Origin of the sequence: Micromonospora qiuiae (genome assembly GCF_016863555.1) — a bacterium.
GTDB lineage: Bacteria > Actinomycetota > Actinomycetes > Mycobacteriales > Micromonosporaceae > Micromonospora > Micromonospora qiuiae.
The window spans coordinates 91,001-114,455 of record NZ_BOPC01000030.1 but is presented as its reverse complement, the minus strand read 5'-3'; the positions used below and the strand labels follow the sequence as shown (position 1 = coordinate 114,455).

Below are 23,455 nucleotides of genomic sequence, written 5' to 3'. Positions count from 1 at the left end.
GGGTCCCTTCTTAACACATCCGCTCGCCGGCAGCCGTCGGGCGCCGGCGAGCGGATACGCATCGATCTCCGGCAAGCGGGTACGCGTCCGGGCGCCAGCAAGCCTGTACGCGTCCGGGCGTACCCGCTCGGTAGAGTCGTCACGTGGAGCACCATGTCCGCTCGCTCGGGCGGCCGTTCTGGACCTTCTGGAGCGCCGCCGCGCTGGCCAACCTGGGCGACGGCATCCGGGTGGCCGCGTTTCCGCTACTGGCCGCCGCCCTCACCGACGATCCACTGGCCGTGGCCGCCGTCGCCGCCGCCCAGTTCCTGCCCTGGCTCGTCTCCGGCCTGCTCGCCGGCGCCCTCGCCGACCGCCGGGGCGCCCGGACACTGCTCGCCGCCGCCGACACCGGACGGGTCGTCGTGCTGGCCACCCTCGCCGCCACGGTAGCCCTGGGTTGGGCCACGATCGCCCTGGTCGTGGCCGCCGCGTTCCTGCTCGGCGTCGGCGAGACCATCCGCGACACCGCCGCCCAGACCGCCGTACCACGGCTCGTCGCCGACGCCCAACTGGAGAGGGCCAACGGTCGACTGGTGGCAGGCGAGATCGTCGGCAACGAGTTCGTCGGCCCGCCGGTGGGCGCGCTGCTGTTCGTCCTCGGGGCAGCCATCCCCTTCGCCGTCAACGGCGCCGCGCTCGCCCTGGCCGTGATGCTCGTGCTCTCGCTGCCGCTCACCCTGACCCACCGGGGCAGCGCCGCCACCAGCGCCACCGCCACCACCGCCACCAGCGCCACCAGCGCCACCAGCGCCGCCACCGCCACCGCCACCACCGGCGCCACCGCCACCAGCGCCACCGGCGGCGACACGCCGGTCGCCGAGCACGACGGGATCCTGGCCGGCCTGCGCTGGCTCGTCCGCCAGCCGATGCTGCGCACCCTGGTGCTGGTCACCGCTGCCGTCGCCGCCGCCGACACCGCCTGGTTCGCGATCTTCGTGCTCTACGCCCGCGACGCCCTCGGCCTCGGCGCGTTCGGCTTCGGCCTGCTGCTGGCCACCGGGGCCGCCGGCGGTCTGATCGGGTCGTTCGCCGCTGACCGGCTGATCGCCCGGTTCCGCCACCGCACCATGCTGACCTGGTCGATGGCGGTCACCGCCGGCGTACCGGCCCTGCTGGCCGTGGTCACCGATCGCACGGCCGCAGTCGTCGTGGTGGTCTCCACCAGCGCCGCGTTCGCCGTACTCAACGTCGCCGCGCTCTCCGTACGGCAGCGGCTGGTGCCGATCGGGCTGCTCGGCCGGGTGATCGCCGCCTCCCGCCTGGTCACCTACGGCTGCACCGCGCTGGGTGCGCTGGCCGGCGGCGCGCTGGCCGCCCGCGCCGGCCTCGGGGCACCGTTCGTCTTCAGCGGCGCCGTCGCGGTCGCTGCCACCATCACCTGGTGGTGCGCCTCTCGACCGGCCGCGTACGGGCTGCGGTAGGCCGTCGTACGTCAGCGGCTCGCTAGTCGGTGACGTACGAGCCACCCGGCTGTCAGGAGCGACTCGACGCGTCGGTGTACTGCTCGGCGTACTCGCCTGTGGGCTCGATCGGCGTGATGACGTCGATCAGCACTCCGTTCGGATCGACCACGATGAAGTGTCGCTGCCCGAAGTCCTCGCTGCGCAGCTCCAGCTCGGCCCGCAGCCCGCCCGCGACGGCGAGGCGTTGCCACTGCGCGTCCACGTCGGGCACCTCGAAGTTGAGCAGCAGCCCGCCGACCGGCCGCCGGAAGCCGTCCGGGATCGTCGGGTGGGTGCAGTCCAGCAGGGCGAGTTCGTACGGCTCGTGGCCCGGGCGGCGCAGGCTCACGTACCTCCGCGTCCACTGACCACTCTTCCTCAGCCCTCACACGGTCTCTACAAGCACGAGCGCGGGCCACCGGCAGACACCCAGCATTCGGCCGTCGTGAGCGCACGACCCCGATTCCGACACCGCCGCAACCGCGGTCGATTGCGGGTACGCGTGCACGGTAGACAGTTGCCCATGAGCGCGGTAACTACCTTGCGTTGTCGATCGTGACGGACGCTGCGCCACCGCACCGGACCCGATGTTAAAAGGGGGCCCTTCTACTACCGCAGGCGTTAAAAGGGGGCCCTTCCTTACACCTCAGCGGGGGAGGGCCTGTTGGAGTTCGGCGCGGAGGGCGGGGGTGAGCATCTCCCCCGCCTGCTTGGCCAGCCGGGCCATCTCGTAGCCCACCACACCGATGTCGGCGTCCGCCGCCGCCAGGGTGGCCAGGATCGAGCCGTCGCGTACCTGCATCACCAGGAAGTAGCCGCGGCCCATCTCGACCACGGTCTGCTTGACCACGTCGCCGTCGAACATCTGCGCGGCGCCGGCCGTGATGCTCATCAGGCCCGAGGTCACCGCGGCGAGTTTGTCGGCGTGGTCTCTCGGCAGGTGGTCGGAGATCGCGACCAACAGTCCGTCGGAGGAGACCACGACCGCGTGCGCCACTCCGGGCACGCGCTCGGCGAACGCGCTGACCAGCCAGCTCAGGTCCCGAGCTTCCTGCGACAAGGTCGTCACTGCTGTCCTCCTTCGTTCCACATCCCCGGCGGTGGCACGGGTATCTCGGTGGTCTGCTCAGCTTCGGCCCGCCGCACACCGTTGTACAGCCGCGACAACATTCCGCCGACCGCCTCCGGGTCCGGCTCGTGGTGAGCCGGCTGCCGCTGCCCGGGACGGGCCGGCTGGGTCACGGCGCTCAGTTGTGCCATCGGCACCCGTACCGGCAATCCCTGGTCATTGGTTCCCGCGGTCACCGGCGCCGCCGGTGGGGCCGGACTGCCGGCACCGGCCGCCGGGACGGGCGACGACGGCCCCTCCCGGGACCACCAGACGCTCCCGATTGCCGGCGGCGCCGCCGAGGCGAGCACGTCCTCCGCGCGTACCGGCACCGGATGGGCCTGGCGGGGGACGGTGGTCGGTCGCCGGCCGGCGACCGGCAGATCCGCTGGTCCTGGGTTTCTCGGTACGTCCGGCCGGGGTCCGCCGGCCGGCAGGACCCGCGGTGGCAACGGCGGGTCCAGGCTCGGCGGTGGGGCCACTGCCAGCAGCGTGCCGGGCAGCCGGACCCGGGCCACCAGACCGCCGGCGCCACCGTGCAGCCGCACCTCGATGCCGTGCCGGGCGGCCAGGTGGCTGACCACGAACAGCCCCATTCGCTCGACCGTCGCCACGTCCGCGGCCGGCGGCTTGGTCAGCACGGTGTTCGCCTCGGCCAGCGCCGTCGGGCTCATGCCCAGGCCCTGATCGGCGATTTCGATCACCGCCCCGGTGCCCTCGGCTCGGGCCATCACCTGCACGGTGGTGTCCGGCCGGGAGAAGGCGGTGGCGTTCTCCAGCAGCTCGGCGAGCAGGTGCACCAGCTCGCCGACGGCGTGCCCGACGATGTAAAGGTCGTCGATTGCCTCGTGCTGGATCCGCTGGTACTGCTCGATTTCGGCGCTGGCCGCCAGCAGCACCGCGCTCAGCCCGATCGGCCGGTTCCACCGGCGGGTCGACTCGGTGCCTGCCAGCACCAGCAGGCTTTCGTCGTTACGGCGCATCCGGGCGGCGAGGTGGTCCAGCTTGAACAGGTTCTCCAGCTGGTCGGGGTTGCTCTCCTCGCGTTCCAGGTCGTCGAGCAGCTCCAGCTGCCGCTCCACCAGCACCTGGCTGCGTCGGGCGAGGTTGACGAACATCGCGTTGACGTTGCGCCGCATGGTGGCCTGCTCGACCGCCACCCCGACCGCGCTGCGGTGCACCGCGACGAACGCCTCGGCCAGTTCACCGATCTCGTCCAGGGAGCGCACCACCGCCGGGGCGACCTCGATGTTCGGCACCCCGCCGGAAACCGACTTCAGCCGGGCCAACGCCTCGGGCAGCTCGATCTGCGCGATCCGCAACGCCTGGGATCGCAGCAGCCGGATCGACCGGGCCAGTGACCGACCGATCAGTACGGAGATCAGCACCGCCACCAACAGCACCGTAATGATCAAGCCGACGACCAGCAGCGTCTCGCGTAGCTGGGCGCTGCTGGCCGTGTCGGCCTGGGCCGCGGACGCCCGCAGCACCTCGGCCTCGAACTGCCGCAGCAGATCGTGTCGCGCCTCGCTGGCCGTCCACCACTGCTCGGCGGGGAGCACCCTCGGCGCGGTCGCGCCCTGCGTCAGGGCCCGCTCCTCCATCCGGGCGGCCTCGACGAAGGTCGGATCCTGGCTGAGCTGGTCGTAGCGGGCCACCTGAGCGGTGCTGGCGGCGATGCGGAACTCGCCCAACGCGGTGAACTGCCGCGACCGCAGATCGATCAGTCGAGACGCGGCACCCCTTTCGTACTCGCCGGCGCTGGCCGCCGCGTACAGCTCCGCCCGCAGCCGCGAGGACAGTTCCTTGGCCCGGGCGAACTGTACGTAGCGCAGCGCCGCGTCGGACAGCTCGGGCCGGTCGGCACCCGGCGACGGGTGGGCGAGCAGGTTCAGCAGCGCGTCGATGGCCCGGTGGTAGTTGCCGAGAATGGTCTCGTCGCTGAGCACCACGGTGGCGAGGACGTTGCGGATGTAGTCGACCTGCTGGTACGCCTGGGAGGCCACGGAGTAGCTGCCGCGCCAGGAGGTGTCGGCGTCGGCCAGCGGCTCCGCTGCCTGACGCAGGGCCCGCACCGCCTGGTCCGAGGCGTCCCGGTAGGGCCGCAGCGTGGCCAGCACGGCCGCGCTCTCGTCCTCGCCGGTGGCGGCGTGCAACGCGAACAGTTCGCCGGCCGTACGGTCGCGCTCCTGCTGCAACCGGTGCACCAGCTGGGTGATCTCCTGCCCGATGCCCACCTGCGCGGCGAAGTTGTTCAGCGCGGTGGCCCGTCCGACCAGGCTCTGGGTCTGCACTCCGGCCAGGACCAGGAAGGCGACCGATGGGATGACCAGCACCGTGGCGAGCTTGGTGCGCATCCGCCAGTCCCGCAGGCGCATCGGGGAGCGACGCCGGTGGGGCACCACCCGGACATCGAACCGACGCCGGCGGTGATGTGACACCGTCTGCGCCCGGTCCGCTCCTACACCCACGCATTCCTCCTCCCCATGCGTCCGCCGCGGCCCGGGGAGCGCCGTCCATCCAACCAGCCCCCGGAGCAGTGTCAACGGCCTGCCCTTAAGAAGGGTTCAGGAAGGGTACCGCTGGCCGCCGGCCTATGCCGTGGTCGGTAAGGGTTGATCATCCGTCCGGCCGATGTCGGCCATATCCGCGGCGTCGGCGATCCGGCCGCAGGCGACCAGCGCCGCACCGGTCGCCCCGATCTCCGGGTAGCGTCCGAAGCACACCGTGCGGGGCGCCAGCACCGTGGCGAACGCCCGACGCCACCAGCGTGAGGCCGCCATCGCGCCACCGCCCAAAATCACCTCCACCGGCTGGCCGACCGTGGACTCCAGCGCCGCCAGGTCATCGACGACCTGCTCGCACACCCCGCGCATCAGCCCGGCCAGGATCTCCACCGCGGTGGTGCCGAAGCCCAGGCCACGCAGCTCACCCGAACCAGCGCGGCGTCGGCCCGGCGGCCGGTCGCCGCCGAAGCCGACGCTCGCCGGCCGGCCGCCCTCGGAGGGCAGCTCCGCCAGCGCCGCGTCCAGCGCCTCGCCGGTGGGCAACCGCAGCGTCCGGTCCGCCCAGGCGAACAGGTTTCCACCGGCGGAGTACGCCGCACCGGTCACCACATGGTCGTGGTCCACCCGGTACCGCCACAACCGCTGCGGCAGCGGCGGCAACTCCGCCCCCGCCGGCATCCGTTGCAGCAGCCGTACCGCCGAGGAGGTTCCGACAGTCACCGCCGCGCGGGTGTGGTCGACGCAGCCGGAGCCGACGTTGGAGGCGGCGCCATCGCCGACCGGGGCGGCCCACCGCGCCCGCGCCAGGTCGGGCCAGCGCCGGGCGGGTTCGGTCCCCAGCCGGCCGTACCAGTCCGGTGGCGCCAGCTCGGGCAGGTCCGTGTCCCGCACGCCGGCCAGTGCGCACGCCTCGGCGTCCCAGTTGAGGGTGCGCAGGTCCAGCAGGCCGGTGCCCGATGCCTGGGACGCCGACATCGGGGCGTCGGTGAGCAGCCGGCCCAGCACGTACTCGACCAGCCCGACGAAGCGGGCCGGCGGACTGCCGAGGTGCGCCCGTAGCCAGGGCAGCCGCGCCGACCAGTAGCAGCGGTGCCACCAGGTGCCGGTGCGCTGGTGGAAGGCGTCCGGGTCGGCCGGCCCGGCCTGCGTGGCGGAGGGCTCGGACCGGGTGTCCAGCCAGGTGAGCACCGGGCCGAGCGGTTCGTCGTCCGACCCGAGCGGCAGCACCGAGTGCCACTGGGCGCTGATCGCCACCAACTCCACCCCGCGCAACCGGCCCCGCTGGCTCAGCTCGTCCAGGCACTCCCCCAGGCGGGCCAGGTAGTTACGGGCGTCCAGCGTGCCGGTGCCGTCGTCCCGAGCGGTCAACTCCACCCGTCGGCGGGCCAGCGCACCCGGCAGCGGCCGGACGTCGCCGTCCAGCACGAGCCCGCGTACCGAGGAGGTACCGAGGTCGAGCGCGAGAATCTCCATCGCCGGTCAACGTACCCGCTGGCACCGGCGGCAGAACCGCACCGCAGACCGGGTACGCCGATCGGCTTTCCGCGTCGGGTGCCCGAGTGGCTTCCGCGCCGGGCACCGGGCGCGTAGGGTGAACGCATGCTCGCGCGACTGACCTGCTGGTGGCCCGCCGACCCGGCGGCCCACCCCCGCGCGTAGCTTTCGACGCGGCCGCCCGACGAGGCGGCCGCCGGTCACTTCCCGGCCCACGGGCGCCCCGACGGCGGCACCCGACCCGGAGGAGACCGATGAATCCGCTGACCGACCTGCTCGCCACCCTCGCCAGCGGCGCCGATCCGGGCCCGTTCGCGCTGGTCCGCCGGGACGGCGCCGACCACCTCGACCTGTTCACCGGTTCGGTGCACGCCGTCGGCCGGCTCGCCGACATCCCGCTGCCCGCCGGCTCGTCCGGCCCCGCCACGCTGGCCCTGGTGCCGTACCGGCAGGTCGCCGAACGGGGATTCGCCTGCATCGACGACGGGGTCCCGCTGGAGTGCCTGCGCATCGCCCGCCACCACCGGCTGCCGCTGGACACCGTCCTGGACGCCCTGCCCGACACGCCGGTACGCGCCACCGGCGCGGCGTTCGACGTCACCGACGACGAGTACGCCGCGGTCGTCAGCCGGGTGCTCGACGAGGAGATCGGCCGCGGCGAGGGCGCCAACTTCGTCATCCACCGCACCCTGCACGCCCGGGTGCAGGGTGCGCCGGTGGCCGCCGCACTGGCCGCGCTGCGGTCGCTGCTGCTGGGCGAACGTGGTGCGTACTGGACGTTCGTGATGCACACCGGCGCGCGCACGCTGGTCGGGGCCAGCCCGGAGCGGCACGTCAGCGTCGACGACGGGCTGGTCATGATGAACCCGATCAGCGGCACCTTCCGCCACACCGGGACGAGCGCCGACCGGGCCGCGCTGCTGCGCTTCCTCGCCGACACCAAGGAGACCGAGGAGCTGTACATGGTCCTCGACGAGGAGCTGAAGATGATGGCGGGCGTGGCCGAGCACGGCGGACAGGTGATCGGGCCGTACCTGAAGGAGATGTCCCACCTGGTGCACACCGAGTACCTGCTGGCCGGGCGCGGCTCGAAGGACGTCCGGGAGGTGCTGCGGGAGACGATGTTCGCGCCGACCGTGACGGGCAGTCCGATGGAGAACGCCTGTCGGGTGATCGCCCGGTACGAACCGGCCGGACGCCGCTACTACGCCGCGGTGCTGGCGCTGCTCGGTCACGACGACGCCGGCCGGCAGACCCTCGACGCGCCGATCCTCATCCGCACCGCCGAGATCTCGCCCACCGGTCACCTGCGGGTGCCGGTCGGGGCGACGCTGGTGCGCCACTCCACCCCGGCGGCCGAGGTCGCCGAGACCCACGCCAAGGCCGCCGGGGTGCTGGCTGCCCTCGGCCTGGGTCCGCAGGCGCCGGCCGCCGCGCACCCTGCGGCGGACCGGCTCGCCGACGATCCCGACGTACGCGCCGCCCTGGCCGCCCGCAACGCTCCGCTGGCCCGCTTCTGGTTGGACCAGCGGCCCCCGGGCGCCCTCGCCATGCCCGGGCTGGCCGGCCGGCGGGCCCTGATCGTCGACGGAGAAGACACCTTCACCGCGATGCTGGCCCACCAGCTCGGCGCGCTGGGACTGGCGGTGACCGTGCGGCCGTGGCACAACGCCGGGCCGGTGTCCGGGTACGACCTGGTGGTGGTGGGACCGGGGCCGGGCGACCCGACCGGCGACACCCCGAAGATGCAGGCCCTGCGCGCCCTGCTGACCATGCTGCTGGACGGCGGGCAACCGACTCTCGCCGTCTGCCTGGGCCATCAGCTTTTCGCCGGCCTGCTCGGGCTGCCCGTGCACCGCCGCGCCGCGCCCTACCAGGGACTGCAACGCACGGTGTCGATGTTCGGCACGCCCCGGCGGGTCGGCTTCTACTCCACCTTCACCGCCCGTGCCGCCGCCAACCGCCTGGACGGCCCGTACGGGCCGGTCGAGCTGGCCCGCGACGAGGTCGACGGGGCGGTGCAGGCGCTGCGCGGACAGGGTTTCGCCGGGGTGCAGTTCCACCCGGAGTCGGTGCTCAGCCCGGACGGTGTGGCGGTCCTGGCCGACCTGCTGCGTGAGCTGCTGCCGGCACCGGCCGGCGAGTTGTCGGGCAGCGCCCACGCATAGCCGCACGGATCCGGGGTAGCGCTGTGGACAGCCGGTGGCCCGGGCGGGTCCGAGAGCCCCCGCCCGGGCCACCGGTCGGCCGGCACACCGGCGCCGGCCGACACCCACGCGTCAGGTCAGCCGGCCAGGCCCTGCTTGAGCGCGGCGCCGATGCGCACCGCCCGCTTGGCCGTCAACGCCGTCGCCCCCAGGGCCACCTGATCCGGCGCGATCTCGCCGTTGTTGCTGGTGTGCGACGCGCCGTACGGGTTGCCGGCGACGAACTGGCTCGGGTCGGTGTAGCCGGGCGCGACCACGATCCCGCCCCAGTGGTAGAAGACGCTGAACAGCGACGTCAGGGTCGTCTCCTGGCCACCGTGCTCGGTGGCGGTGGAGGTGAAGGCCGAGTACACCTTGTCGGCCAGCGCCCCGTTGGCCCACAGCGGTCCCGTGGTGTCGATGAACTGCTTGAGCTGTGCGGCGACCATCCCGTACCGGGTCGGCGAACCGAAGATCACCACGTCGGCCCAGCTCAGGTCGTCCGGCTCGGCCTCCTCGACGTCCTGGGTCTCGAGCCGGTGCGCCTGCCACCCCGAGTTGGAACGAATCGCCTCGTCCGGTGCCAGCTCCCGCACCTTGCGCAGCCGCACCTCCGCGCCCGCCTCGCCAGCGGCCTCGCTCGCCGCCTGCGCCATCTGATAGGTGATGCCGGTCGCGCTGTAGTAAATCACCGCCACCTTGACCTGTGCCGCCATCGCACGTCCCTCCTGGTTTCGGATCAGCTTTGGCGACTACCCGGACTCGGGATGGGCAAACGGTCGGATTGTCCCCCGGTCGACGGACAGCACGGTGATGGCCGCCGGCCTGCTGTAAACCGGTCGATCGGCGCACCTCCCGGCTGGCATGCTCACGGGCGATGGAGATCAGAATCGCGACCGCCACCGACTGGCCGGGCATCTGGCCCTTCCTGCACGAGATCGTCTCGGCGGGTGAGACGTACACCTGGCCTCGGGACATCGACGAGGGACGGGCCCGGCAGATGTGGCTGGTGCCCCTGCCGGGGCGCACGGTGGTCGCGGTCGACACCGACGGCACCGTCCTCGGCTCGGCGAAGATGGCCCCCAACCAGCTCGGTCCGGGCGACCACGTGGCCAACGCCAGCTTCATGGTCGCCCCGTGGGCGGCCGGGCGCGGGGTCGGCCGTGCCCTCGGCCGGCACGTGCTCGACCTGGCCCGCGCCGACGGGTACCACGCGATGCAGTTCAACGCCGTGGTGGCCAGCAACACGCGGGCGGTGGCGCTGTGGCGGTCACTGGGGTTCGAGGTGGTCGGCCGCATTCCGGAGGGCTTCCGCCACCCCACCGAGGGCCACGTCGACCTGCTGGTCATGTATCAGCGGCTCGGAGGGCCCGGACAGCCACCCCGGGCAGCCGGTTAGCCTGGGCCGGTGATGTTGCCCCTGCCCAACGGCGAGTTCCAGGCGTACCTGTTCGACTGCGACGGCACCATCGTCGACTCGATGCCCCAGCACTACACGGCCTGGCGGGAAACCCTCGACGAGTGGGACTGCCCCTTCCCCGAGGCGCTCTTCTACGCCTGGGCCGGGCGGCCGACGGTGGACATCGTGATCGCCCTCAACGAACAGCACGGCCTGCGGATGCCGGTGGAGACGGTCGTCGCCCGCCGGGAGGCCCGCTTCCAGCAACTGCTGCCCACCGCCACCGGCATCCCGGGGGTGCTGCGCCACATCGACGACGCGCATGGGCGCATCCCGTTCGCCGTGGTCTCCGGCAGCACCCGGGAAGCGGTCACCGCCTCCCTCGACGCCCTCGGCATCCTCGACCGCTTCGACGCGCTGGTCTGCGCCGGCGACTACACCCGGCCCAAGCCCGACCCGGAGCCGTTCCTGCGCGCCGCCGAACTGCTCGGCGTGCCGCCGCACTCGTGCCTGGTCTTCGAGGACGCCGATCTGGGCATCGAGGCCGCCACCGCGGCCGGCATGGCTGCGGTGCGCGTACCCCAGCCCCGCAACGGCTGACCGGGCCCGACGGCGCTCGGTTTCTCAAGTTATCCGCAAGTTGCGCGGGTCACAGTTCTCGGCCGACTCGGAAAGCGCCATCCTGATGGGACCGGTGCCCGCGAACCCGTCGCCGCCCCGCACCGGCGAACCTGAACGGGGGATCGCGCTCCGCCATCAACGGTGCTGGCGTAGCGCGATCAGGGGCACCGATGTCGGTGCCGGTTTCTATGCTGCGGTCGACCCCGAAGGAAGGCGGTTGACCCGTGGCAACGACCGGTTCGACGATGCTGACCGGCGCCGAGGCGCTCGCGTTGCGGATGAGCAGTCTCCGGCTACGTCCGCACCCCACCGCCGACCCGCTCGCCACCGTGGCCGAGGTGGTCGAGTGGTTCGGTGCCATGCAGGCGCAGGACATGGCCAGCGGCATGTGGTCGCTGGGCGTACGGCTGCCCGGGTCGACCCACACGGACGTGCACGCCGCGTTGGAGCGCCGCGAGGCCCTGCGGACCTGGCCGATGCGCGGCACCATCCACCTCGTGCCGTCCCGGGACGCTCGCTGGATGCTGGAGCTGACCGGCGTACGCACGCTGGCCGGTGCGGCCCGGCGACGCGAGTTCCTCGGCCTGTCCGAGGCCGACGCGGACCGCGCGGCCGACGTGCTCGGCGAGGTCCTGGCCGGCGGCGGCCGGCTGACCCGCGCCGAGTGCGTGACCGCGTTGGTCAAGGCCGGCATCGACGGCGCCGGCCAACGCGCGTACCACCTGCTGTGGTACGCGGCCCAGCGCGGCGTCACCTGCATCGCCCCCAACGTCGGCACCGAGCAGACGTTCGCGCTGCTCGACGAATGGGCGCCGGGCCAGCGCCAACCCGACCGGGACGAGGCACTGGCCACCCTGGCGCTGCGCTACTTCCGCAGCCACGGCCCCACCACCCGGCAGGACTTCGCCGGCTGGACGGGCCTGACCGCGACCGACGCGAAACGAGCCATCGCCGCCGCCGGCGACACCCTGACCACGGTACGCGTCGACGGCGTCGAGGCGGTGCTGCCCACGCCGCTGCTCGACGCGCCCCGCACGACCGTCGACGACGTGTTGGCGTTGCCCGGCTTCGACGAGTACCTGCTCGGCTACAAGGACCGCACGCTGATGCTCGACCCGGAGCACAAGGCGGCGATCATCCCCGGCGGCAACGGCGTCTTTCAGCCCACCGTGGTCGTCGGCGGCCGGGTCGTCGGCACCTGGAAACGCAGCCTCGCCAAGACCCGCGTCACCCTGGCCGTGCAGCCCCTGGCCGACCTCGACCCCGCCCGCCGCACCCAGGTCGAGCAGGCCCTCGGCCGGTACGCCGACTTCCTCGCCCTGCCGCCCCACGTGACCTGGTCCTGAGCCGACTTCCTCGCCCTGCCGCCCCACGTGACCTGGTCCTGACCAGCCGATCGGGCGCCGCCGCGCTGGCTGCCGCCGGCGCCGTTTCGGCGGTGTTGCGGTCTCCCGGCCCACACGCATCCCGCCATCCCGCCGAAACGGAGTCGATCAGCCTGCGCTGCGGCTGATCGTTCTGCCCAGGGCAAAGATCCTTGGTTGCGTCGGGTCGTCGCTGGTTGGCTGAGCGGCATGGAGATTCTGGTGCTGGGCGGCACGGCGTGGCTCGGACGTGAGGTGGCCCGCCAGGCGGTCGAACGTGGACATGACGTCACCTGCCTGGCCCGGGGCGAGAGCGGGCAGGTCACCCCGGGCGCGGTGCTCGTCAGCGCCGACCGCCGCGACCCCACGGCGTACGACGCGCTGCGTGACCGCCATTGGGATGCCGTCATCGAGGTGTCCTGGCAGCCCGGCTTCGTCCGGGGCGCGTTGCGGGCGCTGGGCGCCCAGGCCAGGCACTGGAGCTACGTCTCCTCGGGGAGCATCTACGCCTCCCAGGCCACGCCCGGCGCCGACGAGTCGGCCGCCACCCTACCGGCGACCGACCGGGACAGCGTCGACCGCGACCGGTACGGCGAGGCGAAGGCCGCCTGCGAGGAGGCCTCCACGGCCGAGATCGGCGACCGGCTGCTGGTCGCCCGCGCCGGGCTGATCGGCGGACCGGGCGACCACACCGACCGCTCCGGCTACTGGGTGGCCCGCGCCGCCCGCGATCCGGACACGCCGATGCTGGTGCCCGACACCCCCGATCTGCCGACCCAGGTGGTCGACGTACGCGACCTGGCGGCCTGGCTGCTCGACTGTGCGCAGGCCGCAACGGTCGGCACCTACAACGCGGTGGGCCCGGTGGTGCCCTTCGGCGAGTGGATCGAGCAGTGCCGTGCGGTCGGCGGGCACAGCGGCCCGGTCGTCGACGCGGACCCGGCGTGGTTGGTGGCGCAGGGCGTAGCGCAGTACATGGGCCCGGAGTCGCTGTCGATGTGGCTGGTCGAGCCGGGCTGGGAGGGCTTCTCGGCACGCAGCGGCGCCGCGGCGGCTGCCGCCGGGCTGCGTCACCGGCCCCGCGTCGACCTGCTGGCGGACACCCTCGCCTGGGAACGTGCGGCCGGTCTGCACCGCGAACGGCGCGCCGGACTGAGCGCCGCCCGCGAGGCCGAGTTGCTCGCCGCGCTGCCCCGCCCGGCCGGTGACACCTGAGACACCGGGCTCGCTCAGCTGCCGAAGCTGTGGCGCGCGTTCTCGATGTGCCCGATGTTGCGGCGGGTCCACTCACACATCAGATCGACCGTGGCGCGCAGTTCGCGTCCGGGCTCGGTCAGCGTGTACTCGACCCGTGGCGGGACCGTCGGGTGCACGGCGCGCTTGACCAGACCGTTGCGTTCCATCATGCGCAGGTTCTGGGTCAACATCTTGTGGCTGATGCCTTCGAGCGCGTCGCGCAGCTCACTGAATCGCAGGGTGCCCTCCCCCAGGGTCTCGATGATCAGCAGGGCCCACTTGTTGGCGACGTCCGAAAAGATCTCACGCGCCAGTGTGCCGGCACGCATGATGTCGTCCTGGGCCGGATCGCCGGACAGGGTGGTCACCATCAGGTTCCTCCGTTACCGAAAAGTGCCTTCTTCCAGGTCGATGCAAACTCTCCTACAGTTCCTCAGTAACCACAAGTGACCACGTGGTCGGAGCTGTCGACCACACAGGAGCTGTCGACCACGCCATGAAGAGGAGCAGCACGTCATGACCGTCACCCTGATCGATCCCCAGGGACTCCCCCGGAGCAGCGTCTACCACCAGGTCGCGGTGGCGACAGGCGACCGGCAGGTCTTCGTCGCTGGCCAGGTCGCCTGGGACGCCGACGGCGTCACGGTCGGCGTCGGCGATCTCGCCGCCCAGGTGGAGCAGAGCTACATCAACGTCGCCACCGCCCTTGCGGGTGTCGGCGCCGGGCTCGACGACATCGTCCGACTGACCGTCTACGTCGTGGACTGGACGCCGGACAAGATGCCGACATTCCTCGACGGCGTGGCCCGCGCCGCAGCCCGACTCGGCAGCACGCCGATGTCCCCGGCGACGTTGATCGGCGTCGCCGCGCTGCACACCCCGGAACACCTGGTCGAGGTCGAGGCGACCGCGGTCGTCGGGGATCCGGCAACCGGAGCCGTCGACTCACGGCCCGAGTTCTTCGCCACGCCCGGGTACGGCGAGACACAGCTGGACCGGATGCACTACCACCAGGCCGTCCGGATCGGGAACCGCGTCGAGACCTCGGGCCAGGGCGGATGGGACGACGACTGGCAGTTCCCGGACTCCCTTGAGGACGAGATCGTCCGGGCCTTCGACAACGTCGAGCGGACGCTCGCCACCGCCGGCGCGACCTGGCGCGATGTGGTGCACGTCAACTCGTACCACCTGCCCGAGGCTGACGGTTTCATCGGCGAGACCCACAATCGCGTGATGGTCGAGCAGTTCCGCAAGCGCATGGGCGACCGCGCACCCATCTGGACCGAGACCGGCGTCCCGGCGCTCGGTGCACCAGGCATGCGCGTCGAGATCCGCGTGACCGCGATCGTTGAAGCAGCCCGGCCCCGGTGACCCGCACCGGGGCCTGCTCCGCCTGAACAGGAGGTGCATCGGTCAGGGGGTCGGGTCGGTCGCCAGGAAGGCGCCGATGGTGGCGGTGATGGCGGGCCAGTTGGCGCCGAACTCGTAGAAGTGGTGATCGGCCTGGCTTTCCACCAGCTCGGCCCGACGAATCCGGGTGATCAGAGCCTCGGCATGCGCGAACGGCACCCCACCGTCGCGGCGGCTGGCGATCACCAGGGCCGGCTGGGTGACCTGAGTGGTGAGATCCTCGCGGGGCCGCAGATCGTTGCGGAATCCGGCGCCGGAACGCATCCGGGAGAAGAGCCAGACCAGTTGCGTACGCTGCTCGGGACTGAACTCGGCCAGCACCCACTCGGCCGGAAGGGTGGAGAGGCCGGAGAGCAGCTGCCGCAGGGCCAGATCCGGGTTACGACGCAGCAGTGCCCGCATTCCGCCCCACGTCACGCCCTCGGTCCAGGGCGAGAACATCAGGCCCGCGAGGAGACGGGTGCGGCGGTCCGGATAGGGCAGCGGCCCCACTGCGGCCTGTGTGATCAGCCGCTCGACCAGGGCCGGGTGACGGGCGGCCAGGGCCACCGCGGTCGGCCCGCCGGCGGAGATGCCGACCGCCGCCGTGACTCGTTCGATGCCCAGATGCCGGCAGAGTTCGGCGGTCACGTCGGCGAAGCCCGGCAGGGTCGTCCCGGTGGTGAGCGGGGTACGGCCGTAGCCCGGACGCGACGGCGCCAGCACGGTCACGTTGGCCTCGGCGTACACCCGCTCGTCCAACGTCAGACCGGCCCGCATGTGACCGCCGTGAAACACCACGACGACGGCATCGCCGCGTCGTTCCAGCCGATATTCCACCGGGCCGGCGGGCAGGTCCACGATGGTCGTCGGGCGCTCCGTCATCGGGATCACCGTACGAAGAGTAGGGCAGCTGCGCCGCACAGTGGAGCCCGGGCTCGGCTCTGGCTCCGGCTCAGTCCCGGCTCACGGCCACCATGGCACTCTCACTTTCACTGTCGCTTCCGGTGCCTGTCGAGCTGATCCGTTTGCGCCATCACGCCTTCCGCAGAGATCCGCGTTCGCCATGGCCACCTCGCCTCCGGCGGCAGCACCGACGACGGCGAGCGGCCCGACCCGAGCGACACCACCCCGGTCCCACCCAGCACCACCCCGGCCCCACCCCGGCCCCCACCCGGCACCACCCCGGCCCCACCCGGCACCACCTGGCACCACCCCGGTGCCCATCGGAGCCAACCCCCGCGATCCGTTCACGCCATCAGCTCGACACGCTCACCCTCCAACCACCCATCCCCACCCGGCACCGGCACCGGCACCGATGACACGATCACGATCCGCAAGCCGGCGACGATCCGACCCGCACCGGCGACGTCGTGGCGTTGATCATGAGGTTAGCGGCGCTTTGAAGATGGCGGTTTCTAGGCTTCAGTGCAACTGATCTTGGTTGGGCTGGAGGTGCTGGTGGCGAGGCCGGGTGTGTTGACGTTCGGGCATCGGCAGGTGTTGGAGCACTTGTGGGGGTCGGGGCGGACGATTTCGCAGATCGCGGGGCTTCTCGGGTTGTCGGTGTGCACGGTGTCGCGGGAGGTGGCGCGGAACAACAGCGCGCGGCATGGGACGAAGAACCCGCTCGGGCGGTCGTTGCCGTCTGGGCGGGCTCGTCGGCCGTATCGGTGGGGGTATCAGGCGCAGTGGGCGCAGCGGCGGGCGGATGCGGCCCGGCGGCGGCCGAAGGCGTCGAAGCTTGGGCCGGGTACGCGGCTGCGGCGCATGGTGGCGGGGAAACTGGCGCGTAGGTGGTCTCCGAAGCAGATCGCCGCGTGGTTACGGGCCACGTACGCCGGCCGACCGGAGTTGCAGGTGTCCCACGAGACGATCTACCAGGCGATCTACGTGCAGTCGCGGGGCAACCTGCGCGCGGAGTTGGGGCGGCAGGTGGCTTTGCGTTCGGGTCGCACCCAGCGGCGCCCGCAATCGAGGGCCGCGGGCGCGGCCCGCAGTCGGCGGCCCTGGATCGGGGACCTGCACATCAGCAACCGGCCCGCGGAGGCCACCGACCGGGCGGTACCCGGACACTGGGAAGGCGACCTGGTCATCGGCAAAGCCGGCGCCTCAGCGATCGTGACCCTGGTCGAACGCAGCACCCGCTACGTGCTGCTCGGCGCTCTGCCCCACGGCCGTGACAGCGAAGCCGTCATCGGCGTACTCACCGCCCTGGCCACCCGCATGCCCGCGCACCTACGCCGGTCGCTGACCTGGGACCAAGGCGTGGAGATGGCCACCCACCCGACGTTCACCGTCGCCACCGGCTGCCCGGTCTACTTCTGCGACCCCCACAGCCCCTGGCAACGCGGCAGCAACGAGAACACCAACGGCCTACTTCGCCAGTACTTCCCCAAAAACAGCTACGACTTCCGCACCATCGACCAGACCGGCCTCGACGAAGTCGCCCACGAACTCAACACCCGCCCCCGCGAAACGTTGGGCTGGGACACCCCAGCCCAACGCCTCGCACAACTCATCACCGCCTAACGATTGCACTCACCCCTTGACCCCAAGGATTCAACCACTGCCGCTAACCTCATGATCAACGCCTGGGTGAGGGGCCAAGCGGGCCCAGGAGATGAGCAAGCGTTTCGGAGAGGCCGGCAATAGGTGGTGGTGGCGGCGAGATCCATGCCTGGTGGCCGATGTGTCTGAGGGTGCGGGCGGCGCGGGTTGCGGCATCCCGGGGTATTCGGGTGCTCAGGGCGAGCACGGGTTACGGCATGTCGGCCTATCCCGCCCTTCGGGCAGCGCGGGTTGCGGCATGTTGGGCTTTCCGGACCGGTTGACACCGCAAGTTGCGGCATCCCGTGGCAGGGCCGCGAGTTGCGGCACCCCGTGGCAGGGCCGCGAGTTGCGGCACCCCGTGGCAGGGCCGCGAGTTGCGGCATCCTGTGGCATGCGACGGTGCCGGTTGAGGATGCGCTCTCATCGCCCGGCCGCCGTGCCAGGACCCACCCCGCCGCCCTATTGCCAGTCGCTCCAGGAGGGGCGAAAAGCCCTCGGCCGGGTGGCCGAGGGCTTTTGCGAGTGGTTGGGGGCGGTCAGACGGTTGAGCCAACGGTCTTTGCCAGCTCGACGAAGCTGCGCCACGCCGACGGTCCGAAGGCGAGCATCCCGCCGTCACGGTCCTTCGTGTCGCGGACCAGGACAACGCCCGAAAGGTTGTCGGCGACCTCGACGCAGTCACCACCGTTGTTGCCGCTCTTGCTGCTCTTGCGCCACTGCGCGCCCGGGCACCCCAACGAGCTCTCGCCCGACCTGCATCGTCGATTTACCGACTGGGTCCCGGTCCGCAGCAAGGAACCCACCCGCGACACGTCCTGGCTGTAAAAGCCGGGGATGACACCCCGCACGTCGCTGGCACGACGATGGACACCGTTCGGCGTCGGCTCAGGGAGATCCCCTATGCGTTGGCGGACGACCCCGACGACCACCCGTTGCATTTTATGCAACGCGGCGTCACCCTCGGCGCAATCGACTATTGACACCACTGCATATAACGCTACGATCGTTGCAAATTCCAGCTCGGCGACTCTGACCCGTGCAGGGGAGTGACGATGAGCAAGGAGCCCTGGTTCGGGACTGCGATGCCATACGCAAGCTGGCGAGCCCGAAGGGAACCACGTCGATGAAGACGACACGAATACTCGCCACGGTAGCGATGCTCGCAGCCGCGAGCGGCCTCGTCGCCTGCTCCTCTGACGGAGGCGGAAGCGACGCGAGCAACTGCACCAACACCATCACCAAGCAGGACCTGCCGGTTGTCACGATGTGGGCCTGGTACCCCAACATGCAACTGGTCGTGGACAACTTCAACAAGCTCAACGACGAGGTACAGGTCTGCTGGACCAACGTCGGACAGGGCGGCGACCAGTACGACAAGTTCCAGACGGCCATCTCGGCGGGCACCGGCGCGCCTGATCTGGTCATGGTCGAGATGGACCGGATCCCGACCTTCCAGATCCAGAACGCGCTGGTCGACATCAGCGGGTACGGCCTCGACGCGGTCAGGGCCAACTACGGCGAGGGGGCCTGGAAGGACGTCTCTGTCGGCGACGCGGTCTACGGCGTCCCGGTCGACGGCGGCCCGCTGGCGATGATCTACCGCAAGGACATCTTCGACAAGTACGGCATCACCCCGCCGAAGACCTGGGCAGAGTACGAGCAGGCCGCCCAGAAGGTGAAGGACGCTGGCGGACCGCTCTTCGGGGACCTGGGGGCCAACGTCCCGGCACTGATGATGGCGCTACAGATTCAGAAGGGCGCGGCCCCGTTCACCTACGATCCCGCCCAGCCCGAATCGATCGGTGTGCGACTGAACGACCAGGCTTCGAAGGACGTGCTGGAGTACTGGGGCGGCCTCGTACGCAAGGGCCTGGTCGGGACGCAGGACCAGTTCACCCCGGAGTACATCTCCGGGGTCATCAACGGGAACTACGCCACCTACATCTCGGCCGCCTGGGCCCCCGGATACCTGACCGGCGCGGGCGTCGGCCAGGGACAGGACACCGGCACGTTCGCGGTGGCGCCCCTGCCGCAGTGGGATCCGAACAACCCGGTCCAGGTGAACTGGGGCGGGTCGGCCTTCTCCGTCACCAGCCAGTCCAAGAAGCCGGAGCTCGCGGCCAAGGCCGCCTACGGCCTCTACGCCGACGAGGAGTCGCTCACCGACGGCTGGACCAACCAGATCATCTTCCCGCTCAACCTGACGGCGCTCAACAATCCGGAGTTCGTCGATCTGAAGGTGGCGTTCTTCGACGGCCAGCAGGCGAACAAGGATGTGTACGTCCCCGCCGCCAACGCCTACCAGGGCGTCGTCTACAGCCCCTTCGGCCAGTACTACTTCGATGCCATGACCAAGCAGATCAGCGCGATGAGCGCCGGCTCCATCACCGGTTCGCAGGCTGCTGACCGGCTCCAGGAAGACGTGACGAAGCACGCCACCGAACAGGGCTTCACCGTCCGATGACGTCGTTGATCGAGAAGCACGCACCCCGCACTCACGATGAGAAGCACAGGATCCGCAGCAAGGTTCAGCGCCGGGAGCACCTGACGGGGTGGCTCTTCGTCGGGCCGTTCGGGGTCGTCTTCCTGGCGTTTCTCATCGCCCCGCTGGCGTACGCGCTGTACCTCAGCCTGTTTCAGAAGAAGCTGATCGGGGGCACCAGTTTCGTCCTGTTCGACAACTACGTGAAGGCGTTCACCGACCCGAGTTTCCTGTCCGGAGCGTGGTTCGTCGTTCGCTTCGCGCTCATCGCCATTCCGGTCCAGATCGCCGTCGCGCTCGCGATGGCCCTCATCCTGGACGCGGTGACCTCCCTGTTCACCCGCTTCTCCCGCCTCATGATCTTCCTGCCCTATGCGATCCCCACGGTCATCGGAGCCGTGATGTGGGGCTTCTTGTACAGCAGGAGCTTCGGCCCGCTCTCCGATGTCTTCGGGCTCTTCGGCGCGACCGCACCCGACTTTCTGAGCAGCAACCTGATCTTCTACGGCCTGCTCAACATCGTCACCTGGCAGTGGGCCGGCTACTACATGATCATCTTGTACGCGGCTCTGCAGGGAATCGACCCGACGCTCTATGAGGCCGCTCGCATGGACGGTGCCGGACGGTGGCAGGTCGCCCGGCGGATAAAGATCCCGCTGATCGCGCCCGCGCTGATCCTGATCCTGGTCTTCTCGCTCATCGGGACCCTGCAGTTCTTCAACGAACCGCAGTTCCTGCGGTACCTCGCCGCCGGCACGATCGGGTCCGACTTCACGCCCAACATGTACGCGTACCAGCAGGCGTTCGGGCTGGCCAACTTCAACTACGGGTCGGCGATCTCGTTCGCCCTCGGCGGGCTCGTCTTCATCTGCGTCTACGCATTCCTGTTCTTCACCCGCAAGCGGAGGAGCTTCCTCTGATGTCCCACCACAGCAGCGCCAGCGCAGGTCACCGCCGGCCGCAGCGCCACCTTCCGCTGCAGATCCTTCTCGGCTTCCTGGTGATCTACTTTCTCGTGCCGTTCTGGTGGGTCATCGTCAACAGCTCCAAGGACGCGCCGGGCCTGTTCGGCGGCGGCAACACCCTCTGGTTCGCCGACCAGATCAACTACCTCGGCAACCTCGAACAGTTGTTCACCTACGACGGGGGCATCTATGTCCGGTGGATCCTGAACTCCACGTTGTACGCGCTCGCCGGCGGAGTCGGTGCCACGGTCCTGGCGGTGATGGCCGGCTACGGGTTCGCCAAGTACCGGTTCGCCGCCCGGCGTTTCAGCTTCGCCGTCGTGCTCGGCGCGCTGATGGTGCCCGCCACCGCCCTGGTCATCCCGACCTTCATCATGTTCGCCCAGCTCGGCCTGACGAACACGGTCTGGGCCGTGATCCTTCCCTCGCTGCTCAATCCGTTCGGCGTCTACCTGATGCACGTCTACGCGCGCGATGCGGTCCCCGACGAGATCCTCGACGCGGCGCGGGTCGACGGCGCGGGGGAAGCGCGCACTTTTCTCCAGATCGCCCTTCCGCTGATGCGCCCCGCGGTGGTCACCGTCCTGCTCCTGTCCGCCGTCGCGTCCTGGAACAACTACTTCCTGCCGCTGGCCATGCTCTCCGACAACCGACTCTTCCCCGTCACTGTCGGCCTCGGCCTCTGGCAGGGAGTCGCTTCCGCGAACAACGCGGGCGGAACCTCCCTGTGGAGCCTGATCATCCTGGGTTCGCTCGTGTCGGTGATTCCACTGATCATCGCGTTCTTCAGCCTCCAACGACACTGGCGCGGCGGACTGTCCGTCGGGGGCCTCAGGTAGGTCGCCTCTGCCGCCAGCAGGTCCACCGCTTGCTCATTGACCGCCGCGTACGCCGCGGCCAGACAGCCGACAGGAAGGTGTGCTGATGTCGATGACGAATCGGCCGCTGCGCAGCGGGCAGTGGTTCGGTGCCGAAGGCCGCAACGGTTTCATTCACCGCTCCTGGATGCGTAACCAGGGGTTCGCCGACGATGTCTTCGACGGTCGCCCGGTGATCGGCATCGCCACGACCTGGTCGGAACTGACCCCGTGCAACGCCCACCTGCGCGAATTGGCCGAATCGGTGAAACGAGGAATCTGGGAGAGCGGCGGCCTGCCGCTGGAGTTCCCCGCGATGAGCCTCGGCGAGCCCCTCATGCGGCCCACGACCATGCTCTACCGCAATCTGCTGGCGATGGAGGCGGAGGAACTGATCCGGGCCAACCCACTCGACGGCGTGGTCCTGCTCTCCGGCTGCGACAAGACCACCCCCGGCCTGCTGATGGGTGCGGCCAGCGTCGACCTCCCGACCCTGCTGATCACCGGCGGACCGATGCTCAACGGCAAGTTCCGTGGCCAGGACATCGGGTCGGGCACCGCCGTCTGGCGCTTCACCGAGGAACTGCGAGCCGGCCGGATGACCGTGGCCGACTGCGCGGAGGCCGAGGTCTGTATGTCCCGCAGCAGGGGCCACTGCATGACCATGGGCACCGCCTCCACGATGGCCTGCGTGGCCGAGGCGTTGGGCGTTCAGCTGCCGGGGGCCGCTGCGGTTCCGGCGGTCGACTCGCGACGGTACGCCCTCGCCCACGCGGCCGGACGCCGGATCGTCGCCATGGTCGACCAGGACCAACGCCTGTCCACGGTGCTCACCCGCCACGCGTTCGAGAACGCCATCCGGGTCAACGCCGCCATCGGTGGCTCCACCAATGCCGTGGTTCATCTACTCGCGATCGCCGGACGCGTCGGTGTCCCCCTGTCGCTGGAGGATTTCGACACCCTCACCAGCGACGTGCCCATGCTGGTCAACCTGATGCCGTCCGGCACGTACCTCATGGAGGACTTCGCCTACGCCGGCGGTGTCCCGGCGGTGATGCAGGAGATCGCTCCGCTGCTGCACCTGGACCAGATCACGGTCAGCGGAAAGAGCGTGGCCGACAACATCAACGGCGTCCAGTGCTGGAACCGGCAGGTCATCGGTACCCTCACCGAGCCCTTCCAGCCTGCCGGATCGGGCACCGTGGTGCTGCGAGGGTCACTCGCGCCGTCCGGGGCGGTGCTGAAGGTCTCCGCCGCCTCGGCTCGCCTGCTCACGCACACCGGGCCGGCGCTCGTCTTCGACCGGATCGAGGACTACGCCGTCGCCGCCGACGACCCGGATCTCGACGTCACGCCCGACACGGTCATCGTGGTGCGCAACGCCGGACCGCGCGGCTACCCGGGCTTCCCGGAGGTGGGCAACGTGCCCATGCCACGACGGTTGCTCGCCGCCGGCGTCACGGACATGGTACGGATCTCCGACGCCCGGATGAGCGGCACCGGGTACGGCACCTGTGTGCTGCACGTGGCACCGGAGGCATCGGTGGGCGGTCCCCTCGCGCTGGTACGCACCGGTGACCTGGTCCGCCTCGACGTCCCGGCACGCCGGCTGGACCTCCTGGTCGACGAAGCGGAACTCGCCCAACGCCACGCCGGCTGGCAGCCGCCGCCGCTGGCGACCGATCGAGGATGGGTACGGCTGTACAGCGAGCACGTACAGCAAGCCGACAAGGGTGCTGACCTGGACTTCCTCGTCGGTGGCAGCGGCAGCGCGGTGCCTCGTCACTCCCACTGACTCCGGCTGACGCCC

20 protein-coding genes and 1 pseudogene are annotated in these 23,455 nt (G+C 70.7%); 13 read left to right on the top strand and 8 right to left on the bottom strand.

What is annotated here, in order from left to right; all coding sequences use genetic code 11:
* Nucleotides 1–143 precede the first annotated feature (143 nt).
* The gene (locus tag Vqi01_RS12160) at nt 144–1,463 is read left to right on the top strand and encodes an MFS transporter (protein WP_204034846.1); all 1,320 of its coding nucleotides are present in this window, start codon (nt 144–146) and stop codon (nt 1,461–1,463) included.
* Nucleotides 1,464–1,515: 52 nt separating this feature from the next.
* Here Vqi01_RS12160 and Vqi01_RS12155 read toward each other — a convergent pair whose 3' ends face one another.
* From Vqi01_RS12155 to Vqi01_RS12140, 4 genes are all read right to left on the bottom strand, one after another.
* Nucleotides 1,516–1,833: a VOC family protein gene (locus Vqi01_RS12155; protein ID WP_239098343.1), complete on the bottom strand. Its 318-nt coding sequence runs from the start codon at nt 1,831–1,833 to the stop codon at nt 1,516–1,518.
* 297 nt (nt 1,834–2,130) lie between these two features.
* Nucleotides 2,131–2,553 (bottom strand): roadblock/LC7 domain-containing protein, encoded by a 423-nt coding sequence (locus tag Vqi01_RS12150; RefSeq protein WP_093408063.1) that lies wholly within the window; start codon nt 2,551–2,553, stop codon nt 2,131–2,133.
* Nucleotides 2,550–5,063, bottom strand: a complete 2,514-nt coding sequence (locus tag Vqi01_RS12145) for a sensor histidine kinase (RefSeq protein WP_239098342.1) — start codon at nt 5,061–5,063, stop codon at nt 2,550–2,552. The genes Vqi01_RS12150 and Vqi01_RS12145 overlap by 4 nt, the downstream gene beginning before the upstream one ends.
* A 123-nt stretch (nt 5,064–5,186) precedes the next feature.
* Nucleotides 5,187–6,572 carry an FGGY family carbohydrate kinase gene (locus tag Vqi01_RS12140; RefSeq protein WP_204034844.1) on the bottom strand — a complete coding sequence of 462 codons (1,386 nt, stop codon included), beginning with the start codon at nt 6,570–6,572 and terminating at the stop codon, nt 5,187–5,189.
* A 275-nt stretch (nt 6,573–6,847) separates the two neighbouring features.
* Here Vqi01_RS12140 and Vqi01_RS12135 point away from each other — a divergent pair, with 275 nt between their 5' ends.
* On the top strand, nt 6,848–8,761 hold the full coding sequence (locus tag Vqi01_RS12135) for an anthranilate synthase family protein (protein WP_204034843.1): 1,914 nt from the start codon (nt 6,848–6,850) through the stop codon (nt 8,759–8,761).
* A gap of 116 nt (nt 8,762–8,877) precedes the next feature.
* Here Vqi01_RS12135 and wrbA read toward each other — a convergent pair whose 3' ends face one another.
* Nucleotides 8,878–9,495, bottom strand: a complete 618-nt coding sequence (gene wrbA, locus Vqi01_RS12130) for an NAD(P)H:quinone oxidoreductase (protein WP_204034842.1) — start codon at nt 9,493–9,495, stop codon at nt 8,878–8,880.
* Between the two features lie 161 nt (nt 9,496–9,656).
* Between wrbA and Vqi01_RS12125 the strand changes: the two genes are divergently transcribed.
* From Vqi01_RS12125 to Vqi01_RS12110, 4 genes are all read left to right on the top strand, one after another.
* Nucleotides 9,657–10,178 (top strand): GNAT family N-acetyltransferase, encoded by a 522-nt coding sequence (locus Vqi01_RS12125; protein ID WP_204034841.1) that lies wholly within the window; start codon nt 9,657–9,659, stop codon nt 10,176–10,178.
* 12 nt (nt 10,179–10,190) lie between these two features.
* The gene (locus Vqi01_RS12120) at nt 10,191–10,778 is read left to right on the top strand and encodes an HAD family hydrolase (protein WP_307825083.1); all 588 of its coding nucleotides are present in this window, start codon (nt 10,191–10,193) and stop codon (nt 10,776–10,778) included.
* A 266-nt stretch (nt 10,779–11,044) separates the two neighbouring features.
* On the top strand, nt 11,045–12,145 hold the full coding sequence (locus tag Vqi01_RS12115) for a winged helix DNA-binding domain-containing protein (protein WP_239098348.1): 1,101 nt from the start codon (nt 11,045–11,047) through the stop codon (nt 12,143–12,145).
* Between the two features lie 228 nt (nt 12,146–12,373).
* Nucleotides 12,374–13,378: an NAD-dependent epimerase/dehydratase family protein gene (locus tag Vqi01_RS12110; protein WP_204034839.1), complete on the top strand. Its 1,005-nt coding sequence runs from the start codon at nt 12,374–12,376 to the stop codon at nt 13,376–13,378.
* A 14-nt stretch (nt 13,379–13,392) separates the two neighbouring features.
* On the opposite strand, the gene Vqi01_RS12105 is transcribed toward Vqi01_RS12110, so the two are convergent.
* A complete protein-coding gene (locus Vqi01_RS12105) occupies nt 13,393–13,770 on the bottom strand; it encodes a winged helix-turn-helix transcriptional regulator (protein ID WP_204034838.1) in 378 nt (125 codons plus the stop codon).
* Nucleotides 13,771–13,915: 145 nt separating this feature from the next.
* On the opposite strand from Vqi01_RS12105, the pseudogene Vqi01_RS30695 reads away from it, so the two are divergent.
* A pseudogene (locus tag Vqi01_RS30695) lies at nt 13,916–14,317 on the top strand (RidA family protein); the annotation flags it as partial.
* A gap of 81 nt (nt 14,318–14,398) precedes the next feature.
* A complete protein-coding gene (locus Vqi01_RS12100; RefSeq protein ID WP_239098347.1) occupies nt 14,399–14,770 on the top strand; it encodes a Rid family hydrolase in 372 nt (123 codons plus the stop codon).
* 42 nt (nt 14,771–14,812) lie between these two features.
* On the opposite strand, the gene Vqi01_RS12095 is transcribed toward Vqi01_RS12100, so the two are convergent.
* Nucleotides 14,813–15,673, bottom strand: coding sequence for an alpha/beta fold hydrolase (locus Vqi01_RS12095; protein ID WP_204034837.1), 861 nt, complete (start codon nt 15,671–15,673; stop codon nt 14,813–14,815).
* A gap of 543 nt (nt 15,674–16,216) precedes the next feature.
* Here Vqi01_RS12095 and Vqi01_RS12090 point away from each other — a divergent pair.
* Nucleotides 16,217–17,320 carry an IS30 family transposase gene (locus Vqi01_RS12090; protein WP_204034836.1) on the top strand — a complete coding sequence of 368 codons (1,104 nt, stop codon included), beginning with the start codon at nt 16,217–16,219 and terminating at the stop codon, nt 17,318–17,320.
* 557 nt (nt 17,321–17,877) lie between these two features.
* Here Vqi01_RS12090 and Vqi01_RS12085 read toward each other — a convergent pair.
* Nucleotides 17,878–18,078 (bottom strand): DUF397 domain-containing protein, encoded by a 201-nt coding sequence (locus Vqi01_RS12085; RefSeq protein WP_204034860.1) that lies wholly within the window; start codon nt 18,076–18,078, stop codon nt 17,878–17,880.
* A gap of 386 nt (nt 18,079–18,464) precedes the next feature.
* Between Vqi01_RS12085 and Vqi01_RS12080 the strand changes: the two genes are divergently transcribed.
* From Vqi01_RS12080 to Vqi01_RS12065, 4 genes are all read left to right on the top strand, one after another.
* On the top strand, nt 18,465–19,805 hold the full coding sequence (locus Vqi01_RS12080; protein WP_204034835.1) for an ABC transporter substrate-binding protein: 1,341 nt from the start codon (nt 18,465–18,467) through the stop codon (nt 19,803–19,805).
* A complete protein-coding gene (locus Vqi01_RS12075; protein ID WP_204034834.1) occupies nt 19,802–20,743 on the top strand; it encodes a carbohydrate ABC transporter permease in 942 nt (313 codons plus the stop codon). Before Vqi01_RS12080 ends, Vqi01_RS12075 begins: the two co-directional genes overlap by 4 nt.
* The gene (locus Vqi01_RS12070) at nt 20,743–21,627 is read left to right on the top strand and encodes a carbohydrate ABC transporter permease (protein ID WP_204034833.1); all 885 of its coding nucleotides are present in this window, start codon (nt 20,743–20,745) and stop codon (nt 21,625–21,627) included. Before Vqi01_RS12075 ends, Vqi01_RS12070 begins: the two co-directional genes overlap by 1 nt.
* Before the next feature lie 85 nt (nt 21,628–21,712).
* Entirely contained in the window at nt 21,713–23,440 is a 1,728-nt protein-coding gene (locus Vqi01_RS12065; protein WP_204034832.1) for an IlvD/Edd family dehydratase, read from the top strand.
* The last annotated feature ends 15 nt before the right edge of the window (nt 23,441–23,455 follow it).